Below are 23152 nucleotides of genomic sequence, written 5' to 3' on the forward strand. Positions count from 1 at the left end.
GGGCCACGACAGGCTCCCATGACGACAGGCCGCTACCTTAGGCCCGCCGGCGGCACTTGATTAGCCCCGATGTCGAGGACTTATTATCCCTTTCCCGGGCCAATCCCTGCCCGCACCGCCGGAGGCCCGCATGTCCCGCGATCTCAACGACACCCTCGTCTTCGTCAAGGTGGCCGAGCTGGGCAGCTTCATCGCCGCCGCCCGCGCGCTGCGCCTGCCCAAGACCACCGTCAGCCGCAAGGTGCAGGAGCTGGAGACCCGGCTGGGCGCGCAGCTGCTCCACCGCACCACCCGGCGGCTCGGCCTGACCGAGGCCGGCAACGTGTACTTCGAGCATTGCCAGCGCATCGCCCGCGACCTCGCCGAGGCCGAGAGCGCGGTGACCCAGTTGCAGGCCGGCCCGCGCGGCTGGCTGCGCTTCACCGCGCCCTACTCCATCGGCATCGACAAGATCGCGCCGCTCTTGGGCGAGTTCCACGCCCGCCACCCCGAAGTGCGGGTGGAGATGCTGCTGGCCAACGAATCGCTCGACCTGATCGGCGGCGAGATCGACGTGGCGCTGCGCTTCGGCAACCTGCCCGATTCCAACCTGATCGCGCGGCCGCTGGGCACGCTGCGCACGCAGGTGTTCGCCGGCACCGAGTACCTGGCCCGGCACGGCGAGCCGCTGCACCCGGACGACCTGCAGTACCACCGCGTGGTCGCGATGACCAAGCAGCGCCAGGGCAACGGCTACCGCTGGACGCTCGACGACGGCAACGGCGCGCGCGACTTCCCGGTCAACCCGATCCTGGTGGCCAACGATCCCGCCGCGCTCAAGGGCGCGCTGCTGTGCGGCGAGGCGCTGGCGATCGCCGCCGACGTGATGGTCAAGTCCGCGGTCGAGCACGGCCTGGTCAAGCGCGTGCTGGCGGGCTGGTCCGGCGGCGAGTACCCGCTGAGCGCGGTGTTCCCGCGCGGCCACGTGCAGTCGCCCAAGGTGCGCGCGTTCGTCGACTTCCTGCTGGAACGGCTCAACCTGGAGATCGACTACATGTCCGCGCACTGCCCGATGTCCGGCCACCGCTACGTGCCCGGGCAGGAGGCGCCGATCCCTGCGCCGACCGCGCCGGCGCAGGACGACGCGAGCGAAACCGGCCGCCGCATCCTGGCCGAGGCCACTGCCGGCTGACCGGTGCCGGGCTCGGCGCCCGGCATGACATCCTGCAGGGGCACGGGCGCTGCCGGTCGCGCAGAATGGCGGTCCGATCCCGTTTCCGTGGAGAACCGCCCGTGCGACCCGCATTCGCCTGCAGCACCCTGGCCTTCGCCCTGGCCCTGGCGGCCTGCTCGCCGTCCCAGCCCGAGGCTTCGCAGGCCGCGGGGACCGCCCAGCAGCAGTCCGAGCAAGACCCGTCGGCGCGCCTCAACGCCTGGTTCGACGCCCAGTACGAGCAACTGCTGCGCTTCAGCCCGATGCAGCTGACCTTCCTCGGCCGCAAGGAGCTCAACGACCAGCTCGACGACGTCTCCGAGCAGGCCGCGCGCGAGCGCCTGGCCTGGCTGGAAGCCTCCGTGCGCGAGATGGAATCCACCTTCGACTACGACCGCCTGGACGACGAGGCCAAGCTGTCCTGGGCCCTGTGGAAGCGCCAGTACGAGACCGCGCGCGACGGCATGCCGTTCCTCGCCGACGGCTACGCGTTCGACCAGATGAACGGCATGCAGAGCTCGCTGCCGACCTTCCTGATCAGCATCCACAAGGCCGACGACGAGCAGGGCTACCAGGCCTACATCGCGCGCCTCAACGCCCTGCCGCGGCTGTTCGACCAGTTGCTCGAGCGCGGCCGCGCCTCCGCCGCGCAGGGCATCCGCCCGCCGAAGTTCGCCCTGGAGGGCGTCGTCGAGCAGGCGCGCAAGGTGATCTCGGGCGCCCCCTTCGACGACGGCGAGGACAGCGCGCTGTGGGCCGACCTGCAGACCAAGGCCGACGCGCTGGTCGAGAAGGGGGCCATCACCGCCGAACGCGCCGAGGAACTGAAGCAGCAGGCGCGCACCGCGCTGCTGGAGCAGGTGCGTCCCGCCTACGAGCGGGTGATCGCCTGGAGCGAGGAGGAGCTGCCCAACGCGCTCGAGAACCCCGCCGGCGTCGGCACCACCCATCCCAACGGCGCCGCCTACTACGCCTACCAGCTGCGCGACAACACCACCACCGGCATGAGCGCCGACGAGGTGCACCAGCTCGGCCTGGACGAGGTGGCGCGCCTGCGCGGCGAAATGGAAGCGCTGAAGGCGCGCGTGGGCTTCGAGGGCGACCTGGCCGCCTTCTTCCGCTTCCTGGACACCGACCCGCGCTTCCGCTTCCCGAACACCGACGCCGGGCGCCAGGCCTACATCGACGAGGCCACCCGCGTCATCGACAACATCGAGCGGCACCTGCCCGAGTACTTCGGCCTGCTGCCCAAGGCCGAGCTGGTGGTCAAGCGCGTGGAGCCGTTCCGCGAGCAGCCCGGCGCCGCGCAGCACTACTACCCCGGCACCCCCGACGGCTCGCGCCCCGGCATCTACTACGCGCATCTTTCGGACATGAACGCCATGCCGAAGACCGAGCTGGAGGTCATCGCCTACCACGAGGGCCTGCCCGGCCACCACATGCAGATCTCGATCGCGCAGGAGCTCGAGGGCGTGCCCACCTTCCGTACCCAGCAGTTCCACACCGCCTACACCGAGGGCTGGGGCCTGTACGCGGAGTGGCTGGCCAAGGAGATGCCCGACACCTACCAGGACCCGTATTCCGACTACGGCCGGCTGATGTCGGAGATGTGGCGCGCGATCCGCCTGGTGGTGGACACCGGCATGCACGCCAAGGGCTGGACCGAGCAGCAGGCGGTGGACTACTTCCGCGAGAACAGCTCGATCCCGCTGACCGCGATCCGCTCCGAGGTGCGCCGCTACCTGATCATGCCCGGCCAGGCCACCGCCTATAAGGTCGGCATGATCCGCATCCAGGCGCTGCGGCGGAAGGCCGAGTCCGAACTGGGCGAGCGCTTCGACATCCGCGGTTTCCACGACACCATCCTCGGCGGCGGCGCGCTGCCGCTGGACCTGCTGGAGCAGCGCGTGGACCGCTGGATCGCCCAGAAGAAGGCGGGCTGACGCATCGCGCCGTCCCGGGCGCAGGCCGATCGCGGCCGCGCCCCGGGGCGGCCCTGCGCCGCACGTCGCCGCACCGCATGGCCCCGCAGGTGCCGCTCGCGTTCGAGGTCGCCTACCGGCTGCGCGAGTACCTCGCCTTCGCCGTCGACCACGCCGTGGACACCGACGCCTTCGTGCGTCGCGCCCCGCGCTGGAAGGTCCGGCTGTTCCGCATCGCGCTGGCCGGGGTCGCGAGCGTCGCATTCCTGGTCAAGACGCGCCGCCACGGCGCCTGCCGTTTCGAGATCGACGCCGACGGCCTGCGCCGCACCACGCGTCGCGGCACGTCGGGCGTCCCCTGGACGCGGGTCAAGGCGGTCCACCTCTACCGCCCCGGCTACCTGATCGAACTGCGGGAAGGCGCCGTGCCGATTCCCTTCCGCGCACTCGACCCATCGCAGCGCGCCGCCTTCGAAGCGTTCGCCGGCCCGCGGCTCGCGCGCAGCCGCCCCGGGGCCTGTCGCGGAGCGTGAGAGCGGATCATCCCTTTTCCCGCAAGCTGCGGCGTGCCCCCATCCGCCTTCGGCACCTTCCCCCGCTTGCGGGGGAAGGAAAAAGAGAATGCCCCCCGCTTGCGGGGGAAGGGAAAAACAGAGTGCTCCCCGCTTGCGGGGGAAGGGAAAGAGAGCATGGCCCCGCTTGCGGGGGAAGGAAAAGACACGCTGAATGCCGACGCGACCCAAGGCTCCGCACGCGCGCGGGCCGCCCTGGCTCATTCGAGCGCCGCCAGCACCGCGGCGGCGAACGCGGCGACGTCGAAGCGCTGGCCGGTCGGGTCTTCCCCACGACGCACCAGCACCAGATCGCGCGAAGGCACGACGACCACGTACTGGCCGCGGTTGCCGAACGCGGCGAAGGCGTCGGCGGGCACGCCGGGCGAGCGCTGCAGCAGCCACAGCGTCGCGCCATAGCCGAACGCGCCTTCGGGCTGCGGGCCGGAGGGCGTGGTCGCCCAGCGCACCCAGCCTTCGGGCAGCAACCGGCGGCCGTGGGCCACGCCGTCGTTGCTCAACAGCAGGCCGAAGCGCGCGAGGTCGCGCGCGGTGGACCAGACCTGGCTCGACAACACGTAGCCGCCCTGCCAGTCGGTCTCGGCGTGGGTCCGGGTCATGCCCAGCGGCCAGAACAGGTCGGTGTACGGGCGCGCCAGCGCGCGGGCGTCGTCGCCGGTGGCCGCGCGCAGCGCGTGCGCGGCCAGCACGATGTCGTTGTTGGCGTAGCGGAAGCGCGTGCCGGGCGGCGCCGCCAGCGGCCAGCCGGCGGCGGCCTCGGCGACGGTGGCGCCGCCGAAGTACAGCGCATCGGTGCGGTTGCCGGCGGTGTCGCTGTACAGGCCGCTGGCCATGCGCAGCAACTGCTCCACGGCGATCGCCGCGCGCGGATCGCCCGGCCGCTGCCATTCGGGCACCGGCGCCGGCGCGGCGGGGTCCAGCACGCCCTGCGCCTCGGCCACGCCGAGCAGCGCGCCGGCCAGGCTCTTGGCCACCGACCAGGTGCGCTGCGGCACGTGCGGGCCGAAGCCCTCGCGGTAGCGTTCGGCCACGATCTTCCCGCCCTGCACCACGACCACGGCGGTGGTCGCGTGGCCTTCGCCGAAGGCGGTGCCGTCGAACGCGGCGGCGAGCGCAGCGTCCAGCGCGCGGGCATCGCCATCCACCGGCGCGGTGGCATCGCGCTCGCCCAGCGGCCAGGGCCGCGCGTCCAGGTCCGGTGCCGGCGCGTCGAAACGCGGCAGCGACGCGACCGCCGCCGCGTCGGCGCCGATCGGCAGCTGCGCGCAGCCCAGGTTCGGCCGCCACGCCGCGATCCGCGGCGGCAGCGCGGGATCGAACGCGACCGAGACCGTGCGCGCGGACGCGTCGATCGACGCCGGCAGCGCCTGCACCTGCGCCTGGTACTCCGGGTAGATGCCGCGCAGCTCCACCGCCTCCACCTGCGCCGGATCGCGGCCGGCGACGAAGTGCGCGCTGCACAGGGTCAGCGCCTTGTAGCCGGCGGCGACGGCGCGCGCGTGCGCTTCGGGCGAGGCCGGCGGCACGGTCTGCGCCGGGGCCGCCGCGGCGGCGAGCAGAAGGGCGGGCAGCAGCAGAAAGCGCATCGAAGGCTCCGGCGTCACGGAACGCGCAGTCTGCCCCAGCGCGCCCGCGCTTGCCTCCCGGCGGTTATCGTAATATTCTGAGTTACATGAAACGCGACAGCCGCCTGTCCTCGGTCCTGCACGTGCTGCTGCACATGGCGCAGCACGACGGCCCGCTGACCTCCGAGACCCTGGCGCGCATGCTGGGCACGAATCCAGTGGTGGTCCGGCGCACCCTCGCCAGCCTGCGCGAGCGCGGCTACGTGGCGTCTGCGAAGGGCCCGGGCGGCGGCTGGACGCTCGCCCGCGACCTCGGCACCGTGACCCTGCTCGACATCTACCGCGCGGTCGGCGAGCCGACGGTGTTCGCGATGGGCCACCGGCTGGAACACCCGGAATGCGCCGTCGAGCAGGCCGTCAACGCCGCCCTGGACAGCGCCTTCCGCGACGCCGAGGCGCTGCTGATCGCGCGCCTGGGCGAGGTGACGCTGGCCGAACTGGCCGCATCCTTCGCCCGGCGCATGCCGCGCCGCCCCCTTCCCGCCTGCGAGCGCCCTCACCATGCCTGAGACCTTCGATGCCGTCGTCGTCGGCGGCAGCTACGCCGGCCTGTCGGCCGCCATGCAGCTGGCGCGCGCGCGCCGGCGCGTGCTGATCGTCGACGCCGGCCAGCGCCGCAACCGCTTCGCCACCGCGTCCCACGGCCTGATCGGGCAGGACGGGCGCGCACCCGAGGCCATCGCCGCCGACGCCCGCGCCCAGGTGCTGGCCTATCCGACCGTGCAATGGCGGCAGGCGACCGCGCTGCGCGCCGACGGCGCGATCGATCGCTTCGAGTTGGAGGACGACGCCGGCGCGCGCGTGGCCGCGCGGCGGCTGGTGCTGGCCACCGGCGTGGTCGATACCCTGCCGGAGATCGACGGCCTGCAGGCGCGCTGGGGCCGCAGCGTGTTCCATTGCCCGTACTGCCACGGCTACGAGCTCGACCGCGGCCGCATCGGCGTCGTCGCCGTCGGCGAGGTCTCGATGCACCACGCGCTGATGCTGCCGGACTGGGGCACGGTGACCTTCTTCCTCGACGGCCGCTTCGCGCCGGACGAGGCGCAGCGCGCCGCGCTCGCGGCGCGCGGGGTGGCGGTGGAGCCGGCGCGGATCGCCCGCGTCTGCGACCGCGCCACCGTCGAACTGGAGGACGGCCGCCGGATCGAGCAGGACGGCCTGTTCGTCGCCAGTCGCACCCAGGTCGCCAGCCCGCTGGCCGGACAGCTCGGTTGCGCCTTCGAGGACGGCCCGCTGGGCGCCTTCGTGCGCACCGACGCGATGCAGGCCACCTCGGTCCCGGGCGTGTTCGCCTGCGGCGACGCCGCGCGCGGCGCGCACAGCGTGGCGCTGGCGATCGGCGACGGCGCGATGGCCGGCACCGCGGCCCACCGCAGCCTGATCTTCGGCTGATCGGCCGGCGCCGCGCGCGTCCCGGCCGGCGGCCGCGCAGTATCATGTCGGCCGGATTCCGAAGCCCCGAGGGAGCGCGCATGAAGCGATCGAAGACCACGGCCCTGCTGCTGATGAGCGCGGCGCCGCTGCTGCTCACCGCCTGCCAGCGCGAGCAGCCGGCCGAGGCCCAGGTGCAGGTGCGCGAGGGGCTGTACACCTCGGTGGCGCGCTGCATCGAGGTCACCGGCGAACCCGACACCTGCCGCACCGCGTTCGAGCAGGCCCGGCAGCAGGCCGCCGATGCCGCGCCGCAGTACGCCAGCCGCGCCGAGTGCGCGCAGGACTACCCGGCCGAGCAGTGCGTGGAGCAGCGCACCACCGCGGGCCATTCCTTCATCGGCCCGATGATGGCCGGCTTCTTCCTGTCGCAGATGATGAGCGGCAACCGCGCCGGCCTGGCGCAGCCGCAGGCCGCGCAGGCCACGCCGGCCTGGCGCGACAAGAGCGACGGCTGGCTGCGTCCCTCCGGCGCGGCGGGCGCCGGCCGCGCCGCCCTGACCCCGGTCGCCGCCACCCCGGACCGCGCCACCACCGTCAACCGCGGCGGCTTCGGCGCCAGCAGCCGCGGCCGCAGCGTCGGCGGCTAAGGCGCGCGCGGTGCGGCGGGTTGCGATCGTCGAGCGCGGCGACTGGCGCGCGCGCGCCGCCGAGAGCGGCTTCCGCTTCCACACCATCGGCGGCGAGCGCTACTGGGACGAGCGCGCCTACTACGCCTTCACCCTGCGCCAGATCGAGGACGACCTGGAGGATCCCAGCGCCGAGCTGCACGCGATGGCGCTGGCCCTGGTCGACGAGATCGCCGGCAGCGAGGCGCTGATGCAGCGCCTGGCGATCCCGGAACCCTTCCGCGACTGGATCGCCGACAGCTGGCGCCGGCGCGAGGGCCATCTCTACGGCCGCCTCGACTTCGCCTACGACGGCCGCGGCCCGGCCAAGCTCTACGAGCTGAACTACGACACCCCGACCTCGCTGTTCGAGGCCGCGTTCTTCCAGTGGCAATGGCTGGAGGACCAGCGCGAGGCCGGCCGCCTGCCGGCCTCGGCCGACCAGTTCAACTCGATCCACGAGGCGCTGGTCGAACGCTTCGTCGCGCTGTCGGCGCAGCTGCCGCCGCCGCTGCTGTTCGCCGCGGTGCGCGAATCCGAGGAAGACCAGGGCACGGTCGCCTACCTGCGCGACTGCGCCGCCCAGGCCGGCCTGCACGGCGAGGCGATCGCGATCGAGGACATCGGCCTGTCCGAGGACGGCCGCTTCACCGACCTCGACGACACGGTGATCGGCTCGCTGTTCAAGCTGTATCCGCTCGAAGACCTGTTCGCCGACGACTTCGGCCGCGCCCTGCCCGGCTCCGGCCTGCGCCTGCTGGAGCCGCCGTGGAAGGCGCTGCTGAGCAACAAGGGCGTGCTGCCGCTGCTGTGGGAACGCCACCGCGGCCATCCCAACCTGCTGCCGGCCGCGTTCGACGACGGCGGCGCCCTGCCCGCCGGCTGGGTGCGCAAGCCGCTGCACTCGCGCGAGGGCGCCAACGTCGCCATGCATCTGCCCGACGGCCGCTGGCTGGAGAGCGACGGCCCCTACGCCGGCCCCTGCATCCGCCAGGCCCTGCACCCGTTGCCGCAGTTCGACGGCCGCTACCCGCTGGTCGGCAGCTGGGTGGTCGGCGACCGCGCCTGCGGCATCGGCATCCGCGAGGACGACGGCCCGATCACCCGCGACAGCGCGCGCTTCGTCCCGCACGCCATCGTCGAGGACGGCGCGCCGGCCACGCTCTACGCCTGAGGCGCGCGCGGGCCGGTGCGGTCCCCCGAACGCCTGCGTCTTCAGCGCGCCGGTTGCGCGGTCTCGCGCGCCTGGCGCCAGCGGCGCAGGCGGCCACGCGCATTCGCGTAGGGCGAGGCGGTGTTGAACTGGATCATGCGCCCGCGCGTCCACTTGCCGTGCCAGGGGCGGCCATACAGCGCGTCGTCGTCGAAGCCCGTCACCAGCGCGACGATGCGGTCCTTGGACGCCTGCAACCGCAGCACCAGCGCATCGAACGGCACGTCGCCGTACGCTTCGTAGAACGACTGCGCCAACCGGCCCAGCTCGTTCCACTTGAAGCCGGGCGCGGGAAACGCGATGTCCGCCCCCCGCGCCTCGGCGTCGTGCCAGGCGAGCACGCGCTCGTTCCAGCCCACCAGGTAGGCGACCAAGTCGCGCGGCCGCATCCGGCTGCCGGCGACGTGGCCGTCCATGGTGGCCTCGTCGACGGCGTCGGGCGGCAGCGTCGCGAGCTCGCGCAGGAGCGCGGAGAATTCCTTGTCGATCGCTGCGAGCAGGGCGGCGCGATCCTGAGGGATGGGCATGCAGGTCTCCTGCGCAGCGCGCGCCGCCGAGTGTAGCGTGTCGGCCGCACCCGCCCGGCCCGGGGACGCGTTTGCACGCAAGGTGCCCGGCGATTCCTCAGGCAGAAGCCGCGTCGCCGCGACGCGCATCGGCGGGAGCGTTGCCGCTTCTCGCCGAACGCGACGCCTCGCCGAGCAGGAATTCGTAGAGCTGCAGGCGCCTCCGGAATTCCGCGCCCGCCCAGCCGATCAGCCAAAGCCCTGCCGCCATCGCTGCGAGCAATGCCAGCCAGAAGGGCAGCCCGAGCAGATCGCGCCAATTGCGCAGCACCACGAACAACGAAAGCAGCACCGGCAGCAAGCCCAGCCGCTCGACGCCGCCGACCATCATGCTCAGCCGCGAAGCGAGCCGCTCATGGCCCATCCGCGCGTACCGCATCCGTTCGTCCAGCACTTCGCACGGATAAGCGGCCAACCGGGCGACGAGCGCACGGAACTGATCCACGTCATGGTCGAACTGCTCGATCAGTCCGCGCCGATGATGGCGGAATTCCTGCAGCAAGACCCGGACGTTACGAACGAATCCCGGCAGGAGGCCGGCGATCATCGTCGCCAGGCCCATGCGCGCCATCCACAGCATCCAAAGCTGGGGCTGCAGCCATTGGATCAGCATCGAGGGCGACAAGGCGAGCGCCATGCCGGCCATACCGACCAGGTTGCAACGTACGATCCAGCGCGGCGTACCGCGTGCGGCCACCGGCCCGACGGGCAATGCCTCGATCCACGCCTCCATCTGCGCAAACGTCAGCCGCGGCCGCTCGCTCCCATCCATCGCGCCTCCTCCTTGCGCCACCACAGCACGGCGAAGATAGCGCACTCGAAGGCATTCGCAGGAGCACGCGCGCAGGGCCGCAGACCTCCTGGTCGCCATGCCCGCGGACAGAACGCGGGCCGACGATTTCGGCCGCATCCAGCACCACCGCCCCGATGCGAAGCGATGGCGCGAAGGTCAGCGCCGGTAAGCGGGATCGGCCGGCGGGATCGGCGCCGGGTTCGCGGCGACCCAGCGCATGGCGAGTTCGGCCATCCGCGCGAATTCCTCGTCGTCGCCGGTGCCGGCGCGCAGGGCCCGCGCCAGCGCTTCGGCCCAGGGCAGTTCCGCGGGTTCGATGCGCTGCCCGAAGTCCTCCGGCGACGTGGCGCGCTTGCGCTGGGCCATTCCGATTCGTCCTGCGGCGAGCGATGGCGCGGATCGTACCGGCCGGTCCCGCGCGCGGACGCTCAGGCCGCCAGCGCGCGCCCGCTCTGCCGCTCGTCCTCGGTGGATTCGCGCACGTCGGCCACTTCCACGTCGAAATGCAGCGTGCGCCCGGCCAGCGGGTGGTTGCCGTCGATCCGCACCTGGTCGCCGGCCACGTCCACCACGGTCACCAGCAGCGGCCCGCGCTCGCTCTGGGCCTGGAACTGCATGCCGGGCTGGATCGTGTCGATGCCCTGGAAGACCTCGCGCGGCAGCGACTGCACCAGCGCCTCGTTGCGCTCGCCGTAGGCCTGCTGCGGCGGCACTTCGACCTTCAGCGTGTCGCCCGCCTGGCGGCCTTCGAGCGCGTTTTCCAGGCCGGGAATGATGTTGCCGGCGCCGTGCAGGTAGCGCAGCGGCTGCGCGGGCGGCGACTTGTCGAGCACCTGGCCCGCGTCGTCGGTGAGGGTGTAGTGGATGCTGGCGACGCGTGCGGCGGCGATCTCCATGGGGAGCTCCTTGGAATCGAGGGAAGGGGAGGGTGTAGACGACGGGAAGGCACCGGCATGCCCACGGTGCGACATCACGCGGCCACCATAGCCAAGGCCAGGCAGGCGCGCAAACGCGGCGATGCACGCCCCGCGCCCGGCAAGGGAGGACTGAATGCGCCTTCTCCACCTAGGGTGATCCCTAGATGGCAGGCCGGCGGCCGGCTTCTAGGGTGGGTGCCGGTCCGTCGCCCCCGGCCTCATGGGCGGCGCCAGATCCTTCCCACCCCCAAGATTGGAGTGAACCCCCATGACGGATGGAGCTTCCGGCGCTTCCGGCGCCAATGCTTCCGGAGGCGCCGGCGACGCCGGCAGCGCGGCCGACAACGCCGCCAACGACGCCGCCGTCAGCGCCGTCGAGAGCATGGGCCGCGCGTCGTCGGAAGCGACGAGCGAGGCGCAGAACGCCACCCAGGCCGCACAGGCGGGCCTGGCTTGCGACGCCGAGGCCGCGCTGTCGCGCGCGGAAGCCGCCGCCGCGCAGACGCAGCAGCAGGCGCAGGCGGTGGCCGACCTCGCCGCGGCCAACCCCACTTCGGTGACCCAGGCGGCCGCCGAGTTCGCCGCCGAGGACGCGCGACAGGCTGCCGATGCGGTGGCGACGGCCCGCGACGCCGTCCAGCAGGCGCGCGAGTCGCTCGGCGTGTCCGGTTGCGTCTCCGAGGCGCAGCCCACCCACCCCACCCAGGGCCTGGCGCTCAACACCATCGACCAGCTCTGGTCCTGAGCGCAGTCTTCGCCCGCGAGCCCTGGCGCGATCCGCTGAGCGCCACGGGGCCGTAGGCGCGCGCTGGCGGGCGACCACGCGTCGCAGGCGCCGTGCGGACGTGTGCCATCGCTGCGCATGCGCCGCGGCGGCAGGACGCCGGCATCGGCACGCGCAGCCCGGCCACACGCCCCGGGGCGCGGCCCGCACGATGGCCGGCCCTCCACCTGCCCGCGCTCCGGCCTGCGATCATGTGCGCATGACCGAGCCCGCCGCCTTCGACACCCTCCCGCTGTCGCCCGCCCTGCTGCAGGGCGTGGCCGCGCTCGGCTACACGGCGATGACGCCGATCCAGGCGCAGGCGCTGCCGGCGATCCTCGCGGGCCGCGACGCGATCGCGCAGGCGCCGACCGGCAGCGGCAAGACCGCCGCCTTCGGCCTGGGCCTGCTGCAGCGGCTGGACCCGATGCGCATCGAGACGCAGGCGCTGGTGCTGTGCCCCACGCGCGAGCTCGCCGACCAGGTGGCGCGGCAATTGCGCCGGCTGGCGGTCGGCATCCCCAACCTCAAGGTCTCGGTGCTGTGCGGCGGCATCCCGCTGGGCCCGCAGCTGGCCTCGCTGAGCCACGATCCGCACGTCGTCGTCGGCACGCCAGGGCGCATCCAGGAGCTGGCGAAGAAGAAGGCGCTGCACCTGCGGCACGTGCGCACGCTGGTGCTCGACGAGGCCGACCGCATGCTCGACATGGGCTTCGAGGAGGCGATCCGCGACATCGTCGGGCGCACCCCGGAGACCCGGCAGGGGCTGCTGTTCTCGGCCACCTTCCCCGACGACATCCGCGCGCTGGGCGCGGCGATGCTGCGCAAGCCGGTCGAGGTCGGCGCCGAGGGCGAGACGCGGGCGCCTGAGATCGAGCAGCGGTTCTTCGAGGCCGACCCGGCGCGGCGCGCGCCGCTGCTGGCCGCGCTGCTGCTGCGCTTCCGGCCCGAATCGGCGGTGGTGTTCTGCAACACCCGCGCGGACGTGGCCGAGGTGGCCGGCTCGCTGGCGCACTACGGCTTCGCCGCGCTGGCCCTGCACGGCGACATGGAGCAGCGCGACCGCGACGAGGTGCTGCTGCAGTTCGCCAACCGCAGCTGCACGGTGCTGGTGGCCAGCGACGTCGCCGCGCGCGGGCTCGACGTCGAGGACCTGGCCGCGGTGATCAACTACGCGCTGCCGCACGATGCCGACACCTACGTGCACCGGATCGGGCGCACCGGGCGCGCGGGCCGCACCGGCCTGGCGCTGAGCCTGGTCGCGCCGCGCGAGCTGCCGCGCGCGGCCGCGATCGAGGCGCGCCTGGGCCGGCCGCTGCGCTGGGAGCAACTGGCGCCGTTGTCGGGCAGGGCGGCGAACGTGCCGCCGCCGGCGATGGCCACGCTGCGCATCGATGCCGGGCGCGGCGACAAGCTGCGCCCAGGCGACATCGTCGGCGCGCTGACCGGCGAGGCCGGCCTGCACAAGGACGCGATCGGCCGCATCGACGTGTTCGCGACCCGCAGCTACGTCGCCATCGCCCGCGCGCAGGCCGCGCAGGCGCTGGCGCGGCTGCGCGAGGGCAGGATCAAGGGACGGCGCTTCCGGGTCGCCCGGCTGTAGCCGCGCCCGCGGCGAAGAAGCGCCTCACAGCCTGGCGTCCACCTTCAGGTCGCCCGGCCGGATCCAGCCCCAGCGCCGCAGCGGCAGCGCGATGAGCAGCGTCAGCAGCGCCGGCGCCAGGAAGTGCAGCAGCCCGATCGACAGCCACACCGATGGCGCATCGCCCATCGCCGCCAGCGTGCCGACCTGGCCGACGAAACCGCTGGTGCCCATGCCGGAGCCGGTCGGTACGTTGCGCATGCCGAAGCCCAGCGTGGCGACCGGGCCGAGGATCGCCCCGGCCAGCGTCGGCGGAATCCAGATGCGCGGATTGCGCACGATGTTGGGCAGTTGCAGCATGCTGGTGCCCAGGCCCTGGCTGAGCAGCCCGGAGGCGCCGTTCTCGCGCCAGCTCATGACCGCGAAGCCGACCATCTGCGCCGCGCAGCCCACCGTGGCCGCGCCGCCGGCCAGGCCGCCCAGCCCCAGCGAGATCGCCAGCGCCGCGCTGGAGGTCGGGCCGGTCAGGATCATGCCCATCGCCACCGCGATCAGCACGCTCATCAGCAGCGGCTGCAGCGTCATCGCCCACTCGATCGCCTGCCCGGTCGCCGCCATCACGCCGCCGATCAACGGCGCCAGCGCCTGCGCGGTGGCGAAGCCGGCGACCAGCGCCGCGGCGGGCGTGGCGATGATGTCGATCGGCGTCGTGCGGCTGACCAGCTTGCCGATCTCGGTGCCCACCGCGACCGCGACGAAGCAGCCGACCGGGCCGCCGAGCTTCGCGCCCAGCAGCCCGGTCGCGGCGCTGGCGAAGATCACGATCGGCGGGCCCTTCAACCCGTAGGCGACCGCCACGCCGATCGCCGCCCCCATCGCCTGCTGCGCCATCGCGCCGGCATCGATCAGCCAGGCCTGCCCGGTCCAGCCGCCCACGGTCTTGAGGATCAGCCCGATCACCAGCGAGCCGAACAGGCCCAGCGTCATCGCGTTGAGCGCCTCGATGCCGTAGCGGCGCAGCGAGAACTCGATGTCGCGCGCGCGCAGGAAGGCCTTGAACGACATGGACGCCGGACGCGGGAGGGGCGGCTACGTTACCAGGGCCCCGGGGCGGTCGCCTCGTGCGGACCGGGCGGCCGGCGCACGCGCGGCCGATGCGTCCGGCGATCGCCCTCAGCGCGCGACCAGCGCGATGTTCGGGTGCGAGGCGAGGATTTCCAGCACGATGTCGAAGAAGGTCGGCCCGGTGCCGGCCTCCAGCGCGTCCAGCTCGCGGCGGATGCGCGCCACGTCGTACCCGGGCCGCGCCAGCTTGTCTTCCAGCATGCGCCGCGTCGCTTCCACGCCCAGGGCCTGCCGGTTCCGCTCGAAGTCCGCCCACACCAGCGTCACCGGCGCCGTGCCCTGCAGCGCGCCGTAGCCGCCGTACAGCAGGTCGTCGAGGGCGTCCAGGCTGTGGCCCAGCGGCCAGTCGACGCCGGCCATGAGCACGCGCTCCACCTCGGCGTAGAACGAGGCGATATCGTGGATGCGGCGGCCGTCGAGAACGAGCGTCTGGGACATGGGGACACGGGCTGGCGCCGGGGCGCCCATCCTGCCATCGCGCCGCGGCCGGCGCGTTAGCATGGCCCCGCCCTTCCCCGCAGGCCCCGCCCATGGCCGCTTCGATGACGACCAGCCCCATCGCCATCCGCTCCTACGGCGCGGACAGCACCCTGGACCGCCACGACTTCGCGCAGATCGTGCTGCCGCTCGCCGGCTCGCTGGCCATGGACATCGCCGGGCGCGAGGCCACCATCGACCGCGCGACCGCGGCCTACGTGGAGGCCGGCGCCCGCCACGACCAGGTGAGCCGCGCCGCCAACCGCTCGATCATCCTGGACCTGCACGCCGGCGATCTGGACGACCGCACCGCGGAACGGCTGGCGCGCCGCCCGTACATCCCGCTGGCGCCCGAGGCCGGCGGCCTGGTCGACTACATGGCGCGGCTGGCCGCCCGCGGCCCGGTGCCGGCGCACCGCCTGCGGCTGTGGACGGCGCTGCTGGTGGACGCGCTGCTGGGCGACGAGCCGCGGCCGCGCTCGCGGCTGGCGCCGCTGCTGGCCGCGGTGGAGAGCCGGCTCGCGCAGGACTGGACCGTGGAGGCGATGGCGCGCGCGGTCGGCGTCGGTCCCAGTCGCCTGCACGCGATCTTCCAGGCCGAGCTGGGCAGCACGCCCCGCGCCTGGCTCTCGGCGCGGCGGCTCGAGCGCGCGCGGCATCTGCTGGCCCACACCGCCGCGCCGATCGCCGAGGTCGCCTACCGTTGCGGCTATGCCGACCAGAGCGCGCTGACCCGCGCGATGCGCCAGGCCACCGGCATGACGCCCGCCGCGTGGCGCCGGCAGGCAGGAGCCCGCGACTAGAACGCGCGAGTCCCGGTCAAGACGGGGCTCCGGCACGGCCCTACCCTGCCGGCATGAGCGACCACGGCCATCGCAACACGATCCTCGGCGTCGCCTGCGGCATGGGCGCGGGCGCCCTGTGGGGCCTGGTGTTCCTGGCCCCGGAGCTGGTGCGCGAGTTCGCGCCGCTGCAGCTGACCATCGGCCGCTACCTGTTCTACGGCCTGTTCTCGGCGCTGTTGATCGCCCCGCTCTGGCGCGCCCTGCGGCCGAAGCTGGGCCGGCGCGAGTGGATCGCGCTGGCCTGGCTGGCGCTGACCGGCAACGTCCTCTACTACGTGCTGCTGGCCAGCGCCGTGCAGCTGGGCGGCATCGCGATGACCTCGCTGGTCATCGGCTTCCTGCCGGTCGCGGTCACCCTCGTCGGCAGCCGCGACGCGGGCGCGCTGCCGCTGCGCCGGCTGGGGCTCTCGCTCGCCTGCTGCGCTGCCGGCGCGCTGTGCATCGGCTGGCAGGCGCTGGCGGCGCCGGCCTCAGGCTCCGCCGGCCGCCAGCTCGCCGGGCTGCTGTGCGCCGCCGGCGCGCTGGCCTCGTGGACCTGCTACGCGGTGGGCAACCGGCGCTGGCTGGTGCGCCTGCGCGACGTCTCCATGCACGAGTGGAACCTGCTCACCGGCGTGGTCACCTGCGCGCAGACCCTGCTGCTGGTGCCGGTGGCGCTGCTGCTGCATCGCGAGCCGCACGACGGGCAGGCCTGGGCGCTGCTGGCCGGCGTGTCGGCCGGCGTCGCCCTGTTCGCCTCGATCCTGGGCAACGCGCTGTGGAACCGCATGAGCCGGCTGCTGCCGCTGACGCTGGTCGGGCAGATGATCCTGTTCGAGACCCTGTTCGCGCTGCTCTACGGCCTGCTGTGGGAGCGGCGCGGCCCGACCGCGCTGGAGCTCGCCGCCTTCGTGCTGGTGGCGCTGGGCGTGGCGACCTGCCTGGCCGCGCACCGCCCCCGGCGCGTCATCCCCGCGCCGCCGGGCGCGTAGAAGCGCGCGCAGCCGCCCGCTTCGCGGAGAAGGCCGCGGCATGGGCGAGCGCCGGCATGCCGCACGCTCGGTCCGTGCCGGCTGTCACGGAGCCGGCGATGCCGCTGTCTGCCGGCCCAACGCAGGCCGCGCGCCTAGGGATTTCCCGAGCTGTCGATCGCCGGCGGCTTCCGCAAGCTTGTGCACCGCCCCTCGCACAAGGAGACCTCGCCATGGCGCTCGCCCCGGACAGCCTCAAGCTCGTCGAATCCCTGAAGCGGATCGCGCAATCCCAAGCCAGCCTGGACGCGCTGGCGAGCGACGACACCTCGCCCAGCAAGTCCGAGCTGCAGGACCTGGCCAAGGAGTTGCATTCGGTCGGCGACATCAAGGGCAAGAAGGACGACTACGACAAGCGCCTGACCGCGCTGGCCAACGACTTCCTGCCCGGGCTCAGCGTGGAGGACCGCGGCCGCTTCATCGGCGCCATCCTCGAAAACGACAAGGGCGCGACCAAGTCCGATTCCTGGCTGCAGGGCGCGCGCCTGGACAAGCTGGTCGATGCCGGCAAGATCACCGCGGACCAGCGCCAGCAGGTACTGGAGGCCTTCGGTGCCGGCTACAACGCCGGCGAGGTGGACAGCGAGAACGCCTGGCGCTTCCTGGAGATGGACGGGGTCAGCGGCGAGGTGGTGAACAAGGCCACCGCGTACCAGAGCAGCCGCGGCCTGAGCCGGGTCGAGAACGAGAACACCTCGGGCGAGGTGTTCCAGCGCTTCCTGCATGGCCTGGGCGAGGGCGACGGCCGCAGCAAGCACTTCGCCGACTTCATCGAGAAATTCACCGTCGACCAGTTGCAGGAAGGCAAGGTCGGCGCCGGCAAGACCGACAAGAACGACCGCGCCGACTACCTGGGCCTGCTGCTCAACGCCGCCGACCGCGCCGGCAAGGACGGCGCCGTGGTCAACAGGATCCTGCACGGCGTGGACAGCGAGACGCGCGCGCGCGCCATCCAGGACGTCAGCGAGGGCTTCAGCAAGGTCACCACCGAGAACGCCTGGCTCGACCGCGAGGACAGCAAGCTGCCCGACAGCTACAACCGCGACCCGATGGAGATCCTGATCCGGGCGGTGGCCAACGACCGGGAAAGCGTCTACGCCGGCGGCACGCGCAGCCACGCCGCCGACATGGCGGAGCTGGTCCTCGACCAGTCCAGGAACGACCCCTGGGGCGACAACGGCTTCTTCGACGACCGCAACATCCCCAAGGAAGGGCGGCAGGAGGCGCTGAACGAGCTGGTGCGCAAGAAGGCCGGTGAGATCTTCGAGTTCAACGGCCTGGGCGAGTCCGGCATCCACGAGGGCAGCAACGTCGACAACGTCACCCGCAACGTGATGACGATGGCCAACCTGACCCGGCTGACCGGGCTGTCGCCGACCAACGAGGCCGCGCCGGACGTGCTCAACTCGCTGACCAAGCTCTCCGACGGCTGGGCCAAGGACTACCTCGACGCGCGCGAGGCCGGCAACGACGATCGCATGCTGCAGAACGAGCACCAGCTGACCCACATGGTGGCCTCGGTGGAGCAGGCCGTGCTCAACGGCTTCTCCGACAAGGCCGAGGACGACGCCGCGCGCAAGGCCGACCTGACCAACATGCTCAACTTCTTCATCGGCCTGGTGCCCTCGCCGGGCGGGGTCCTGACCGATGGCCTGAAGGACGGGTTCACCCAGGTGTTCGGCGAGGACAGCCGCGCCAAGGGCGTCTTCGACAAGGTCGTGGACGAGATCGGCGGCCAGGTCGACGGCAACACCGTCGGCAAGTTCAAGGACGCCATGATCGACAAGCTGACCCGCGACGAGTACCAGGACCAGTACCTGGCCACGTTCCGCGACAACGCCAACCGCTTCGTCGAGGACCAGGTGCTGCGCGGCCTGAACGGCGAGGGCAACAAGGGCATCCGCGCCGAGATCGTCAAGGAGGCCTCGCAGCTGCTGACGACCTGACGCCGCGCGGCGCCCGCAGGCCCGGCCCGCCATCCTCCGCGCGGGATGGCGGACGGGCGCTTTAATACGATGTTACGAAGCCGCTGGCACAATCCGGCGTCCCGTCCTCAGGAGTGTCGCGCATGGGCCTGTTCTCCAAGATTTCCGATCGCATCTTCGGCCGCAAGACCGCACCGGCGCAGGCGCCGGCGGCCAAGACGCCCGAGCCCGTCATCTTCACCGGCAGCGAGCACGATCCCAAGGTCTCGCCGCCGGCGCGCAACCCCGCGCCCGCGCCGGCGCCCGCGCCCGCCGAGCCGGTGGACGTCGAGGCGGTGCTGACCGCGCTCGCCGCGGAGAAGGGCGGCAAGAGCGACTGGCGCCATTCCATCGTCGATCTGCTGAAGCTGCTGGATCTCGATTCCAGCCTCGACGCGCGCAAGGAACTGGCCGCCGAACTCGGCGTCGCCGCCGGCGCCCACGGTAGCGCCGAGCAGAACATCGCCCTGCACAAGGCGGTGATGCGCAAGCTGGCCGAGAACGGCGGCAAGGTGCCGGACGCGCTGAAGGACTGAGCCCCCGACCCCGCGCGCCCCGGCCCTGCCCGGGGCGCCGGCGTTGCGGCGCCCGGCCGCGCGGCCGGGCGCTCGCGGCATGATCGCGGCCGGCCGCGATCCGGCCATCGTCCGCGCTACGATGCGCGCTCTCCCGCCGCACGTCCCTTCCCCCTCATGAAGGCCCGCACTCCCGACGTCCCGGCGCCGGCATGAGCCCGCCCGCGCACCGGCCGGACCCCAGGGCCGAGCCCACGATCGAACGCCTGCAGCCGTGGATCGCCGCGCTGCTGAGCGCGTTGTGGCACCTGCTGTTCCTGCTGCTGCTGATGTCGTCGCCGGAGGTCGTGGTGACCGCACCGCAGGGGGCCGCGGCCGGCAGCCGGATGGTCGTGGACTTCGTTGGCGTGGCGCCGCCGCAACCCGCGCACCCGTCGCCGGTCCCGCCCCGCCCGCGCCCGCCGGCCCCCCGCGCCGCGCCCGAGGCCGCCGAATCCCCGGCGATATCCCGCCTGCGGACCACGCCGGTCGCGCGCGCCGACGATGCCCTGCCGGAACCCGCGCCGCGCCCGGCGGCGACGCCGCCATCGCCGCCCGAACCCGCGCAGGCGGCCCCGCCCTCCCAGGCGCCTGCGGCCAGTCCGCCGCAGACCACCCGGCAAACCGCGCACGTGTGGGGCCAGCCGCCCGGCATGCTGCCGCAGGAGACCGCGCCCACGAACGCGGGCCTGGCCCGCAACCCCGCGGTGGACCGCGGGCGCGGCCGCGACGTGGCCTCCTCCGGCCCCAGCCTGGGAGTGGGCGGCTACCAGGTCCTGTACGACCAGCGCAGCGAAGCCCGGCTGCGCGCCTGGAAGGCGCAGGGCATGACCGAACTGTTCCTGCCGCTGCCCGGCACCCGCCAGTACATGGTCTGCCCGCTGGAGACCGCGCTGCGGCGCGAATCCGGCCCCTGCCGCCTGCTCGATCCGGACGACCCGCAGATGGCCGCCATCGGCGACGCGCGCGAGGTCATCAACATGCAGCGCGTCTACCGCCGCGGCGAAGTGGTCTGGCGCGGCCCGGGGCCGTACCGCTGAGCGGCCGGCCCGGCGCGGCTCAGGCGATCAGCGGCCGCGCCGCCGCCGGCCGCCGCCGGCCCTCGCGCGGCAGCGCCGACCAGACGCGCGCCATCCGCTCCACCGCGTCCACCAACTGCGCCTCCGGCTTGGCATAGGGAATCCGCAGCCAGCGGTCGAAGCCGCCCTCGGCGCCGAACACCGGCCCCGGCGCCAGGTGCACGCCCTCGCCCTCCAGGCTCGCCGCCAGTTGCGTCGCGCTGCCGTGCGGCAAGCGCACCCACAGGCTCAGGCCCCCATCGGGCAGGCGGAAGCGCCAGTCCGGCAACCGCGCCCGCAGCGCCCGCGCCAGCGCGTCGCGCTGCCGGCGCACCTGCGCGCGGCGAGCCGCGAACACCGCCTCGGCATCGAGCAGTTCCGCCACCACCAGTTGGTCGAACAGCGAGCTGCCGAGGTCCAGCTGCACGCGCGCGGCGACCAGGCGCTCCACCAGCGCGAGCGGCGCGCGGATCCAGCCCACCCGCAGGCCGCCCCAGCACAGCTTCGACGCGCTGCCGACGGTGACCGCCTCGCCGGCGAAGGCCGCGAACGGCGCCGGCATCGGCGCCTCCGACAACCGCGTCGCCTGCAGCGTCTCGTCGACGACGGCCCGCGTGCCCGCCGCCTCCAGCGCGGCGGCATAGCGCGCGCGTTGCGCCTGGTCCATCAGGAAGCCGGTGGGGTTGTGGAAATCGGCGATCACGTAGGCCAGCCGCGGCGCGGCCTCGCGCAGCGTGGCCTCGATGGCGTCCAGATCCCAGCCGCCATCGCCGAGCGGATCGCCCATCGGCGCGCCGACCAGCCGCGCGCCGCCGAGCGTCAGCGCGGCCATCGCGTTCGGGTAGCCCGGCGTGTCCACCAGGATGCGGTCGCCCGGCCGCGATAGCGCGCGCGCAACGATGGCCAGCGCCGACAACGCGCCGGAGGTCACCACGATCTGGGCGGCGCGGGTCGGCAGGCCGCGCCGCGCGTACAGCGCCGCGATGCGCGCCTGCAGCGCCGGCAGCCCGGACGGCAGGTAGCCGTCGCCCGACAGGTAGGCCGGCAGCGCGGCCACCGCGCGCGCATACGCGGCCGCGGTGCCCGGCGTCGCCGCGCCCGCGGCGCAGGTCAGGTCGATCGCCCCCTCGGCGACCTTCGCCGCGCCCAGCGCGCGATCGTGCGCGCGCCGCCGCTCCATCGGCACGGTGGCGAAGGTGCCCGCGCCCTGGCGCGCGCTGGCGAAACCGGCCGCGACCAGCTCGGCATACGCACGCGCCACGGTGTTGCGCGACACGCCCAGCGCGCCCGCGACCGCGCGCTCGCTGGGCAGGCGCGTATCGATCGGGATGCGGCCATCGCCGATCAGCTCCTGCAAGGCCAGGCACAGGCCGCGGTAGGCCGGCGCGCGGTCCAGCCGGCCGACCAGCGCGGCCAGGCGTTCGGGGGCGAGCGATCGCTGCATGCGGTCCACTATCCCACGATTGGCGCTATCGGAAAGGTCCAATTCGCCGCATCGTGGCCCCATGTCCGCCGCCGAACCGCCCGCCCCCTCCCTTGCCAACCTCGGCCCGCTCGCGCAGTTGCGCGCCGGCCGCCTGCCCGAACGCCTGGCCCGGCTGCTGCTCGGCCTGTGGCTCTACGGGCTGGCGATCGCGCTGATGATCCAGGCCGCTGTCGGCGCCGCGCCCTGGGACGTGTTCCACCTCGGCCTGGTCCGCCACCTGCCCGGCTCGTTCGGCATGGCGATGGTCGCCACCGCGCTGGCGGTGCTGCTGGCCTGGATCCCGCTGCGGCAGATGCCGGGCCTGGGCACGCTGGCCAACACCTTCCTGCTGGGCCCCTTCGCCGACCTGCACCTGCTGTGGCTGCCCGCGCCCGACGGCCTGGCGCTGCGCTGGGCCTACCTGCTCGCCGGCGTGGTCGTCTGCGCCTTCGCTACCGCGCTGTACGTCGGCGCGCAACTCGGCCCTGGCCCGCGCGACGGCCTGATGACCGGCCTCGCCCGCCGCACCGGCTGGTCGATCCGCCGCGTGCGCACCGGCATCGAAGTCTTCGTCCTGGGAGCCGGCATCCTGCTCGGCGGCACCGCCGGCCTGGGCACCCTCGTGTTCGCCTTCGGCGTCGGCCCCCTGACCCAGCGCTTCCTGCGCCGGCTGACGGTGCCGCTGGCGTCGCCCTGCGACCGCGCGAACGCGCCCTGCCCCGCGGCGCCGCCGGACGCGCCCGCGTCGTGACGCGGAGCGCGCCCGGGAGGGCGCGCACATCCGCCGGCCGCCCCGCACGCGGCCCGTATCATGGCGCCGGCATCCCCACACGGTCCCGACGCATGGCCAAGCCCAACCCGCTCCAGGAACAGTTGCTCAAGGCCGGACTGGTCAAGAAGAGCAAGGTCGCCGAGGTGGCGCGCGAGCAGCGCAAGGCGCGCCAGGACAAGGCGCCGACCGCGGCGCAGGAGATCCAGCGCGAGGCCGAGCGCGCACGCGCGGAGAAGGCGGAGCGCGATCGCGCGCTGGCCGCGGCGCAGAAAGAAAAGGCGCGCACCGCCGAGCTTGCGGCGCAGGCGCGGCAGATCGTCCGCGACAAGCAGGTGCCGCACACCGGCGAACTGGAATACCGCTTCACCGCCGACGGCGCGATCCGCAGCCTGCTCGTCGACGACGCCCAGCGCAAGCAGCTCGCCGCCGGCGCCCTGGTCATCGCCCGCCTCGGCGACGGCTATGCGCTGCTGCCGCGCGCCGCGGCGGACCAGATCCGCGAGCGCGACCCCAGTCTGATCCTGCTCGACCACGGGCAGGCCACGGATACCCCGGCCGAATCGACCTCCGAGGACGACGCCTACTACGCGCAGTTCAAGGTGCCGGACGATCTGATGTGGTGACGCGGCTGGGGCTGCGCTGGTATGAGCGCGAGCCCTTGCCGTTTGCGCCGTTGTCGCCGAGGGTTCGGAGCCGTT

At 73.4% G+C, this 23152-nt stretch carries 24 protein-coding genes; 16 read left to right on the forward strand and 8 right to left on the reverse strand.

The window, feature by feature from the left end; translation table 11 throughout:
- The first annotated feature begins 130 nt into the window (after window positions 1–130).
- The 3 genes from Z164_RS0117960 to Z164_RS0117970 all read left to right on the forward strand — a co-directional run bounded on the left by Z164_RS0117960 (window position 131) and on the right by Z164_RS0117970 (window position 3647).
- The gene (locus Z164_RS0117960; RefSeq protein WP_024892060.1) at window positions 131–1171 is read left to right on the forward strand and encodes a LysR substrate-binding domain-containing protein; all 1041 of its coding nucleotides are present in this window, start codon (window positions 131–133) and stop codon (window positions 1169–1171) included.
- A gap of 101 nt (window positions 1172–1272) precedes the next feature.
- Window positions 1273–3135, forward strand: a complete 1863-nt coding sequence (locus Z164_RS0117965) for a DUF885 domain-containing protein (protein ID WP_024892061.1) — start codon at window positions 1273–1275, stop codon at window positions 3133–3135.
- 77 nt (window positions 3136–3212) lie between these two features.
- A complete protein-coding gene (locus tag Z164_RS0117970) occupies window positions 3213–3647 on the forward strand; it encodes a YcxB family protein (RefSeq protein ID WP_024892062.1) in 435 nt (144 codons plus the stop codon).
- 239 nt (window positions 3648–3886) lie between these two features.
- On the opposite strand, the gene Z164_RS0117975 is transcribed toward Z164_RS0117970, so the two are convergent.
- Window positions 3887–5272: a serine hydrolase domain-containing protein gene (locus Z164_RS0117975; RefSeq protein WP_024892063.1), complete on the reverse strand. Its 1386-nt coding sequence runs from the start codon at window positions 5270–5272 to the stop codon at window positions 3887–3889.
- Window positions 5273–5358: 86 nt separating this feature from the next.
- On the opposite strand from Z164_RS0117975, the gene Z164_RS0117980 reads away from it, so the two are divergent.
- The 4 genes from Z164_RS0117980 to Z164_RS0117995 all read left to right on the forward strand — a co-directional run bounded on the left by Z164_RS0117980 (window position 5359) and on the right by Z164_RS0117995 (window position 8524).
- Window positions 5359–5820 (forward strand): Rrf2 family transcriptional regulator, encoded by a 462-nt coding sequence (locus Z164_RS0117980; protein WP_024892064.1) that lies wholly within the window; start codon window positions 5359–5361, stop codon window positions 5818–5820.
- On the forward strand, window positions 5813–6703 hold the full coding sequence (locus Z164_RS0117985; RefSeq protein WP_024892065.1) for an NAD(P)/FAD-dependent oxidoreductase: 891 nt from the start codon (window positions 5813–5815) through the stop codon (window positions 6701–6703). The genes Z164_RS0117980 and Z164_RS0117985 overlap by 8 nt, the downstream gene beginning before the upstream one ends.
- Window positions 6704–6783: 80 nt before the next feature.
- Entirely contained in the window at window positions 6784–7332 is a 549-nt protein-coding gene (locus Z164_RS0117990; protein WP_024892066.1) for a DUF1190 domain-containing protein, read from the forward strand.
- Between the two features lie 10 nt (window positions 7333–7342).
- Window positions 7343–8524 (forward strand): glutathionylspermidine synthase family protein, encoded by a 1182-nt coding sequence (locus tag Z164_RS0117995; RefSeq protein ID WP_024892067.1) that lies wholly within the window; start codon window positions 7343–7345, stop codon window positions 8522–8524.
- A gap of 41 nt (window positions 8525–8565) precedes the next feature.
- Here the strand turns inward: Z164_RS0117995 and Z164_RS0118000 are convergent, their stop codons facing one another.
- From Z164_RS0118000 to Z164_RS0118015, 4 genes are all read right to left on the reverse strand, one after another.
- Window positions 8566–9090 (reverse strand): ClbS/DfsB family four-helix bundle protein, encoded by a 525-nt coding sequence (locus tag Z164_RS0118000; RefSeq protein ID WP_024892068.1) that lies wholly within the window; start codon window positions 9088–9090, stop codon window positions 8566–8568.
- 97 nt (window positions 9091–9187) lie between these two features.
- The gene (locus Z164_RS0118005) at window positions 9188–9901 is read right to left on the reverse strand and encodes a hypothetical protein (RefSeq protein ID WP_024892069.1); all 714 of its coding nucleotides are present in this window, start codon (window positions 9899–9901) and stop codon (window positions 9188–9190) included.
- Between the two features lie 177 nt (window positions 9902–10078).
- Window positions 10079–10288, reverse strand: coding sequence for a hypothetical protein (locus Z164_RS0118010; RefSeq protein WP_024892070.1), 210 nt, complete (start codon window positions 10286–10288; stop codon window positions 10079–10081).
- Between the two features lie 62 nt (window positions 10289–10350).
- The gene (locus Z164_RS0118015) at window positions 10351–10818 is read right to left on the reverse strand and encodes an FKBP-type peptidyl-prolyl cis-trans isomerase (RefSeq protein WP_024892071.1); all 468 of its coding nucleotides are present in this window, start codon (window positions 10816–10818) and stop codon (window positions 10351–10353) included.
- A gap of 289 nt (window positions 10819–11107) precedes the next feature.
- Here Z164_RS0118015 and Z164_RS21555 point away from each other — a divergent pair, with 289 nt between their 5' ends.
- Both Z164_RS21555 and dbpA read left to right on the forward strand, forming a co-directional pair.
- On the forward strand, window positions 11108–11584 hold the full coding sequence (locus Z164_RS21555) for a hypothetical protein (protein ID WP_024892072.1): 477 nt from the start codon (window positions 11108–11110) through the stop codon (window positions 11582–11584).
- A 238-nt stretch (window positions 11585–11822) separates the two neighbouring features.
- A complete protein-coding gene (gene dbpA / locus Z164_RS0118025) occupies window positions 11823–13205 on the forward strand; it encodes an ATP-dependent RNA helicase DbpA (RefSeq protein WP_024892073.1) in 1383 nt (460 codons plus the stop codon).
- Between the two features lie 24 nt (window positions 13206–13229).
- Here the strand turns inward: dbpA and Z164_RS0118030 are convergent, their stop codons facing one another.
- Window positions 13230–14249, reverse strand: a complete 1020-nt coding sequence (locus tag Z164_RS0118030) for a PTS sugar transporter subunit IIC (protein WP_024892074.1) — start codon at window positions 14247–14249, stop codon at window positions 13230–13232.
- Between the two features lie 108 nt (window positions 14250–14357).
- Window positions 14358–14747, reverse strand: a complete 390-nt coding sequence (locus Z164_RS0118035; protein WP_024892075.1) for a barstar family protein — start codon at window positions 14745–14747, stop codon at window positions 14358–14360.
- 104 nt (window positions 14748–14851) lie between these two features.
- Between Z164_RS0118035 and Z164_RS0118040 the strand changes: the two genes are divergently transcribed.
- The 5 genes from Z164_RS0118040 to Z164_RS0118060 all read left to right on the forward strand — a co-directional run bounded on the left by Z164_RS0118040 (window position 14852) and on the right by Z164_RS0118060 (window position 20199).
- Window positions 14852–15589: a helix-turn-helix domain-containing protein gene (locus Z164_RS0118040; RefSeq protein ID WP_201769614.1), complete on the forward strand. Its 738-nt coding sequence runs from the start codon at window positions 14852–14854 to the stop codon at window positions 15587–15589.
- A gap of 53 nt (window positions 15590–15642) precedes the next feature.
- Window positions 15643–16602: a DMT family transporter gene (locus Z164_RS0118045; protein ID WP_024892077.1), complete on the forward strand. Its 960-nt coding sequence runs from the start codon at window positions 15643–15645 to the stop codon at window positions 16600–16602.
- Between the two features lie 212 nt (window positions 16603–16814).
- Window positions 16815–18587, forward strand: a complete 1773-nt coding sequence (locus tag Z164_RS0118050) for a hypothetical protein (protein ID WP_024892078.1) — start codon at window positions 16815–16817, stop codon at window positions 18585–18587.
- Window positions 18588–18709: 122 nt separating this feature from the next.
- On the forward strand, window positions 18710–19141 hold the full coding sequence (locus tag Z164_RS0118055) for a DUF3597 domain-containing protein (RefSeq protein WP_024892079.1): 432 nt from the start codon (window positions 18710–18712) through the stop codon (window positions 19139–19141).
- Window positions 19142–19332: 191 nt separating this feature from the next.
- Window positions 19333–20199, forward strand: a complete 867-nt coding sequence (locus Z164_RS0118060; RefSeq protein WP_024892080.1) for a hypothetical protein — start codon at window positions 19333–19335, stop codon at window positions 20197–20199.
- A gap of 19 nt (window positions 20200–20218) precedes the next feature.
- Here Z164_RS0118060 and yczR read toward each other — a convergent pair whose 3' ends face one another.
- The gene (gene yczR, locus Z164_RS21560) at window positions 20219–21661 is read right to left on the reverse strand and encodes a MocR-like transcription factor YczR (RefSeq protein WP_024892081.1); all 1443 of its coding nucleotides are present in this window, start codon (window positions 21659–21661) and stop codon (window positions 20219–20221) included.
- A 61-nt stretch (window positions 21662–21722) separates the two neighbouring features.
- On the opposite strand from yczR, the gene yczE reads away from it, so the two are divergent.
- Both yczE and Z164_RS0118075 read left to right on the forward strand, forming a co-directional pair.
- Entirely contained in the window at window positions 21723–22433 is a 711-nt protein-coding gene (gene yczE, locus Z164_RS0118070; RefSeq protein ID WP_024892082.1) for a membrane protein YczE, read from the forward strand.
- Window positions 22434–22525: 92 nt separating this feature from the next.
- Window positions 22526–23077 carry a DUF2058 domain-containing protein gene (locus Z164_RS0118075; protein WP_024892083.1) on the forward strand — a complete coding sequence of 184 codons (552 nt, stop codon included), beginning with the start codon at window positions 22526–22528 and terminating at the stop codon, window positions 23075–23077.
- Window positions 23078–23152: the final 75 nt, after the last annotated feature.

The organism is Luteimonas huabeiensis HB2, from assembly GCF_000559025.1.
Classification (GTDB): Bacteria; Pseudomonadota; Gammaproteobacteria; order Xanthomonadales; family Xanthomonadaceae; genus Luteimonas; species Luteimonas huabeiensis.

Coding starts and splice junctions, on each gene's coding strand:
- Z164_RS0117960 (WP_024892060.1), top strand. CDS start 131: ATGTCCCGCGATCTCAACGACACCCTCGTCTTCGTCAAGGTGGCCGAG.
- Z164_RS0117970 (WP_024892062.1), top strand. CDS start 3,213: ATGGCCCCGCAGGTGCCGCTCGCGTTCGAGGTCGCCTACCGGCTGCGC.
- Z164_RS0117975 (WP_024892063.1), bottom strand. CDS start 5,272: ATGCGCTTTCTGCTGCTGCCCGCCCTTCTGCTCGCCGCCGCGGCGGCC.
- Z164_RS0117980 (WP_024892064.1), top strand. CDS start 5,359: ATGAAACGCGACAGCCGCCTGTCCTCGGTCCTGCACGTGCTGCTGCAC.
- Z164_RS0117985 (WP_024892065.1), top strand. CDS start 5,813: ATGCCTGAGACCTTCGATGCCGTCGTCGTCGGCGGCAGCTACGCCGGC.
- Z164_RS0117990 (WP_024892066.1), top strand. CDS start 6,784: ATGAAGCGATCGAAGACCACGGCCCTGCTGCTGATGAGCGCGGCGCCG.
- Z164_RS0118000 (WP_024892068.1), bottom strand. CDS start 9,090: ATGCCCATCCCTCAGGATCGCGCCGCCCTGCTCGCAGCGATCGACAAG.
- Z164_RS0118005 (WP_024892069.1), bottom strand. CDS start 9,901: ATGGATGGGAGCGAGCGGCCGCGGCTGACGTTTGCGCAGATGGAGGCG.
- Z164_RS0118010 (WP_024892070.1), bottom strand. CDS start 10,288: ATGGCCCAGCGCAAGCGCGCCACGTCGCCGGAGGACTTCGGGCAGCGC.
- Z164_RS0118015 (WP_024892071.1), bottom strand. CDS start 10,818: ATGGAGATCGCCGCCGCACGCGTCGCCAGCATCCACTACACCCTCACC.
- Z164_RS21555 (WP_024892072.1), top strand. CDS start 11,108: ATGACGGATGGAGCTTCCGGCGCTTCCGGCGCCAATGCTTCCGGAGGC.
- dbpA (WP_024892073.1), top strand. CDS start 11,823: ATGACCGAGCCCGCCGCCTTCGACACCCTCCCGCTGTCGCCCGCCCTG.
- Z164_RS0118030 (WP_024892074.1), bottom strand. CDS start 14,249: ATGTCGTTCAAGGCCTTCCTGCGCGCGCGCGACATCGAGTTCTCGCTG.
- Z164_RS0118035 (WP_024892075.1), bottom strand. CDS start 14,747: ATGTCCCAGACGCTCGTTCTCGACGGCCGCCGCATCCACGATATCGCC.
- Z164_RS0118040 (WP_201769614.1), top strand. CDS start 14,852: ATGACGACCAGCCCCATCGCCATCCGCTCCTACGGCGCGGACAGCACC.
- Z164_RS0118045 (WP_024892077.1), top strand. CDS start 15,643: ATGAGCGACCACGGCCATCGCAACACGATCCTCGGCGTCGCCTGCGGC.
- Z164_RS0118050 (WP_024892078.1), top strand. CDS start 16,815: ATGGCGCTCGCCCCGGACAGCCTCAAGCTCGTCGAATCCCTGAAGCGG.
- Z164_RS0118055 (WP_024892079.1), top strand. CDS start 18,710: ATGGGCCTGTTCTCCAAGATTTCCGATCGCATCTTCGGCCGCAAGACC.
- Z164_RS0118060 (WP_024892080.1), top strand. CDS start 19,333: ATGAGCCCGCCCGCGCACCGGCCGGACCCCAGGGCCGAGCCCACGATC.
- yczR (WP_024892081.1), bottom strand. CDS start 21,661: ATGCAGCGATCGCTCGCCCCCGAACGCCTGGCCGCGCTGGTCGGCCGG.
- yczE (WP_024892082.1), top strand. CDS start 21,723: ATGTCCGCCGCCGAACCGCCCGCCCCCTCCCTTGCCAACCTCGGCCCG.
- Z164_RS0118075 (WP_024892083.1), top strand. CDS start 22,526: ATGGCCAAGCCCAACCCGCTCCAGGAACAGTTGCTCAAGGCCGGACTG.